The organism is Streptomyces pathocidini (assembly GCF_001418495.1).
GTDB lineage: Bacteria > Actinomycetota > Actinomycetes > Streptomycetales > Streptomycetaceae > Streptomyces > Streptomyces pathocidini.
Window position 1 is genome coordinate 1 of record NZ_LIQY01000330.1, and the last position, 4435, is coordinate 4435.

Sequence of the window (4435 nt, forward strand, 5' to 3'; positions counted from 1 at the left end):
AGGCGGATGTGGGGGTGGCCTCGGCGGAGGTCGATGCGGAGGCGGAGGCCGCCCGCTCGGGTCAGGACCAGCGCCACCCCGAGCGCCGCCGCGGCCGAGACCGCCCCGCCCGTCAGGAAGCCGACGCGCGCGCCGAACACATCCGTGACCCAGCCGACCAGCGGAGCGCCCAGCGGCGTACCGCCCATGAACACCATCATGAACAGGCTCATCACCCGCCCCCGCATCACGGGATCGGTGGCGAGCTGAAGGCTCGAGTTCGCGGTGACGTTGATCGTCAACCCGCACATGCCAATCGGCACCAGCAGCACCGCGAACACCCAGAACGCGGGCGCCAGGGCGGCCGTGATCTCCAGGACGCCGAAGAGCAGCGCCGCCCCCACCAGCAGCCGCAGCCGCGAGGTACCGCGCCGGGCGGCGAGCAGCGCGCCCACCAGCGACCCGGCCGCCATCAACGTGTTGAGCAGGCCGTACGTGCCCGCGCCCGCGTGGAAGACGTCGTCGGTGAAGGCCGTGAGCCAGATCGGGAAGTTGAAGCCGAAGGTGCCGATGAAGCCGACCAGGACGATCGGCCAGAACAGGTCGGGGCGGGCGGCCACGTAGCGCAGCCCCTCGCGCAACTGCCCCTTGCCGCGCGGCGCGCGCTCGACCTTGTGCAGCTCACCGGTGCGCATCAGCAGCAGCCCGGCGAGCGGCGCGGCGAAGGACAGGCCGTTGAGCAGGAAGGCCCAGCCGCTGCCGACGGCGGTGATCAGCACACCGGCGACGGCCGGGCCGACCAGCCGGGCGGACTGGAAGTTGGCGGAGTTGAGGCTGACCGCGTTGCGCAGGTCGTGCGGCCCGACCATCTCGGCGACGAACGCCTGCCGCGCCGGGTTGTCGACGACGGTCACGACGCCGAGCACGAACGCCATCAGGTACACGTGCCAGACCTGGACATGCCCGCTGAGGGTCAGCGCGGCGAGCACGAGGCCGGTGAGGCCCATCGCGGCCTGGGTGATCAGCAGCAGCTGGCGCTTGGGGAACCGGTCGGCGAGCACTCCGCCGTACAGCCCGAAGAGCAGCATCGGGAGGAACTGGAGCGCGGTCGTGATGCCGACCGCGGTGGAGGAGCCGGTGAGGCTGAGCACCAGCCAGTCCTGGGCGATGCGCTGCATCCAGGTGCCGGTGTTGGACACCACCTGTCCGGTGGCGAAGAGCCGGTAGTTGCGCACCTTCAGGGAGCGGAAGGTGCCCCCGCGGGCCGGGCGGGGCGGGTGTGTCGTGTCGGTGGTCTCGGGCTTCGGTGCGGGTGCGGAGTCTGCTCCGTGTCCCGTACTCAAAGGCGGTTCGCCTCCTTGTCGTTGTCCGGGTCGTTGTCCGGTTCCGGCGTCGCTCCCGGTTCCGTTTCCGGCGGTCGCTCCCCGTTCGGTTCGGACGCCCTTTCCCCGTTCGGTTTCCGGCGTCGCTCCCGCGACCGGGGCCGCGTCCAGAGGTGCGCGAGGTCTACAGGTGCGCGAGTTTCTCCAGCACGGGGGCGGCCTTTTGCAGCACCGCCCACTCCTCATCGTCGAGCTTCCCCGCCAGCTCAGCGAGCCAGGCATTCCGCTTCCGCCGGCTCTCCTCGAGCATCGATTCCGCGCGCTCGGTCTGGGTGACGACCTTCTGCCGCCGGTCCTCCGGGTGGGGCTCCAGCCGGACGAGGCCCTTGGCTTCCAGCATCGCCACGATGCGGGTCATCGAGGGCGGCTGGACGTGCTCCTTGCGGGCCAGTTCGCCGGGTGTCGCGGTGCCGCAGCGGGCGAGGGTGCCCAGCACCGACATCTCGGTGGGGCTGAGCGACTCGTCCACCCGCTGGTGCTTGAGGCGACGGGAGAGGCGCATCACCGCGGACCGCAGTGCGTTCACGGCGGCCACGTCGGCGCCGCTGGTCAGATCCGGCATGTGTTTAGAGTAACTCATTACCCTGACTAAAGACCACCCCCTCGCACGCCAGCCACGGCCCCGCCGATAAACACATAGTCACCCATACGAGTGAGTCGGTGCCGGAAAGTGACCCATCCCCCTTCCGGGGCCGGGACCGTACAGGGTATGGAAACGAGGGGATCAGATGTGCTCAGTCTGCGGATAGACGCGGACCTTCTCGACCGGGTACGACAGCACGCGGCCAAGCGCGGAATGAGCGTCCAGGACTACGTGACCCAGACACTCATCCGCGACGACTTCGACGAGCGCTTCAAGACGGCGGTCGACGAGACGGAGAAGTTCTACGGCGTAACGTGAGCCCGGGCATCGCACACGACTCGGGCGTCACGCACCGCCCCGGCATCACATACCGCCCGGCATCGTGCATCGCCCGGCATCACGTACCGCCCGGGCGTCAGCCGATGCCCAGCGCCTGCTCGATCGGGTCGAGCAGGAAGTAGACCAGGAAGCTGACGCCGACCACGTTCAGCAGCCACGGCACCGTACGGAACCGGCCGGTGGCCACCCGCAGCAGGATGAAGGACAGCACGCCGATGCCGATGCCGTTGGTGATGCTGTAGGTGAACGGCATCGAGATCATCGTCAGGAACGCCGGAGCCGCGACCGTCCAGTCGCTCCAGTCAATCTCCTTGACGTTGGCCGCCATGATCAGGAAGCCGACGACGACCAGGGCCGGGGTGGCCGCCTGCGACGGGACGACCGTCGCGAGCGGGGTGAAGACCAGGGCCAGCAGGAATGCGACACCGGTCACGATGTTCGCAAGCCCCGTCCGCGCGCCCTCGCCGACGCCCGCCGTGGACTCCACGTAGCAGGTGGTCGCGGAGGCCGAACCGAAGCCACCGGCCGCAACTGCCACGCTGTCCACCATCAGCACCCGCCCCATGCCGGGCAGTTGGCCGTCCTCGTCGGTCAGCCCCGCCTCCTCGCCCACGCCGATGATCGTGCCCATCGCGTCGAAGAAGGCGGACAGCAGCACGGTGAAGACGAACAGGCAGCCGGTGAGCACGCCGACCTCGTGGAAGCCGCCGAACAGGCTCACCTCGCCGATCAGCCCGAAGTCCGGGGTGTCCACGATCTTGTCCGGCACGGACGGGACGGTCAGGCCCCAGGCCTGGTCCGGGATCGTGGCGACGGCGTTGACGATGACGGCCAGCACCGTCATGGCCACGATGCTGATCAGGATCGCGCCCTTGGCCTTGCGCAGGATCAGGATGAAGGTGAGCGCGAGGCCGAGCACGAACACCAGCACCGGCCAGCCCTCCAGCCGCCCGCCGGTGCCCATCCCCAGCGGGACGGTGGTGTGGGCGGCGTCCGGGTTGCGGGTCACGAAGCCGGCGTCGACCAGGCCGATCAGCGAGATGAACATGCCGATGCCGATCGCGATCGCCCGCCGCAGCCCGGCCGGGATCACGTCCAGGACGCGCTGCCGCAGACCCGAGGCGACCAGGACCATCAGGATCAGGCCGGCGAGCACCACCATGCCCATCGCGTCCGGCCAGCTCATCTTGGGGGCGAGCTGCAGCGAGACGACGGCGTTGATGCCAAGGCCCGCGGCGAGCGCGATCGGAACATTGCCGATGACGCCCATCAGCAGCGTCGTCAGGCCCGCCAGCAGGGCGGTCGCGGTGACGAGCTGGGCGGTGTCGAGGTGGTGGCCGAACTTGTCGGTGCCCGCGCCGAGGATGATCGGGTTCAGCACGATGATGTAGGCCATCGCGAAGAAGGTGGCGAGGCCGCCGCGGATCTCGCGGGGGACGGTGGACCCCCGCTCGGAGATCCTGAAGAACCGGTCGAGCCCGTTCTGGGGCCGGTGCGGCGGGAACGGGGCGTCGACCTGGGCGTTGGCCGAGGAGGGCATACGGGACCTCAGTAATGCGGGAGTACGAGGCGGCGCCAGGGGGTTGGCCCGCGGCCTGGAACACACGGTGCCGGGCCGGCCAAACGATTCGCCTTGCCCCCTTGTTCCCCTGGGAGATCGCCCCCTGGAGATTGGAACGAACGAACCCGGTCGAACCCGAACCGGGTCAGTATGAATGCACAGGCCAAAGATCGCCATCTCCGCGCGTAGACGAGCTCTGGGCTGGGCCGGTGAGGGCGGGCCGTAAGCTGTGCGCCATGACAAAGTGGACGCCCCGGCACGAGGCCCCCGAGCCCCTTGAGGGGAACGTGGTCGCCACGGTCACCGGCGGGACGGCGCTCTGGTTCGTCCTCTTCCTCGTCCAGCTCCCCTTCTACGGCTGGTTCGCCGACCACGGGCACCTGTGGTGGCTGTGGACCTGCCTGGCCGGGGGCGGGCTGGGCCTCATCGGCGTCTGGTACGTCCGCGCCCGCGATGCCGCCCTGCGGCGAGCGGCAGCCGGAACGGGCGCCACGCCCCGCGACGCCGAGCACCCCGACGACTGAAGCCCGCCGAAACCAACCACGCTTCGGAGCGGAGTGCGGCGCGTCGCCGAGGGGCGGGCCCCCGAGG

5 protein-coding genes are annotated in these 4435 nt (G+C 69.9%); 2 read left to right on the forward strand and 3 right to left on the reverse strand.

Features of this window, described 5'->3' with window-relative positions; all coding sequences use genetic code 11:
- Nucleotides 1–1322, reverse strand: a 1322-nt coding sequence (locus AOK16_RS16395) for an MFS transporter (protein WP_055472987.1), incomplete at its 3' end; no start/stop codon positions are given.
- A 163-nt stretch (nt 1323–1485) separates the two neighbouring features.
- Complete coding sequence (locus tag AOK16_RS16400) at nt 1486–1923, reverse strand: MarR family winged helix-turn-helix transcriptional regulator (RefSeq protein ID WP_055472988.1); 438 nt, start codon at nt 1921–1923, stop codon at nt 1486–1488.
- A 147-nt stretch (nt 1924–2070) separates the two neighbouring features.
- On the opposite strand from AOK16_RS16400, the gene AOK16_RS25745 reads away from it, so the two are divergent.
- On the forward strand, nt 2071–2262 hold the full coding sequence (locus AOK16_RS25745) for a CopG family antitoxin (RefSeq protein ID WP_079101453.1): 192 nt from the start codon (nt 2071–2073) through the stop codon (nt 2260–2262).
- Nucleotides 2263–2359: 97 nt separating this feature from the next.
- On the opposite strand, the gene AOK16_RS16405 is transcribed toward AOK16_RS25745, so the two are convergent.
- Complete coding sequence (locus tag AOK16_RS16405) at nt 2360–3823, reverse strand: NCS2 family permease (protein ID WP_055472989.1); 1464 nt, start codon at nt 3821–3823, stop codon at nt 2360–2362.
- Nucleotides 3824–4080: 257 nt separating this feature from the next.
- On the opposite strand from AOK16_RS16405, the gene AOK16_RS16410 reads away from it, so the two are divergent.
- Complete coding sequence (locus AOK16_RS16410; protein ID WP_055472990.1) at nt 4081–4368, forward strand: DUF2530 domain-containing protein; 288 nt, start codon at nt 4081–4083, stop codon at nt 4366–4368.
- Nucleotides 4369–4435 lie beyond the last annotated feature (67 nt).

Coding starts and splice junctions, on each gene's coding strand:
- AOK16_RS16400 (WP_055472988.1), bottom strand. CDS start 1,923: ATGCCGGATCTGACCAGCGGCGCCGACGTGGCCGCCGTGAACGCACTG.
- AOK16_RS16410 (WP_055472990.1), top strand. CDS start 4,081: ATGACAAAGTGGACGCCCCGGCACGAGGCCCCCGAGCCCCTTGAGGGG.
- AOK16_RS25745 (WP_079101453.1), top strand. CDS start 2,071: ATGGAAACGAGGGGATCAGATGTGCTCAGTCTGCGGATAGACGCGGAC.
- AOK16_RS16405 (WP_055472989.1), bottom strand. CDS start 3,823: ATGCCCTCCTCGGCCAACGCCCAGGTCGACGCCCCGTTCCCGCCGCAC.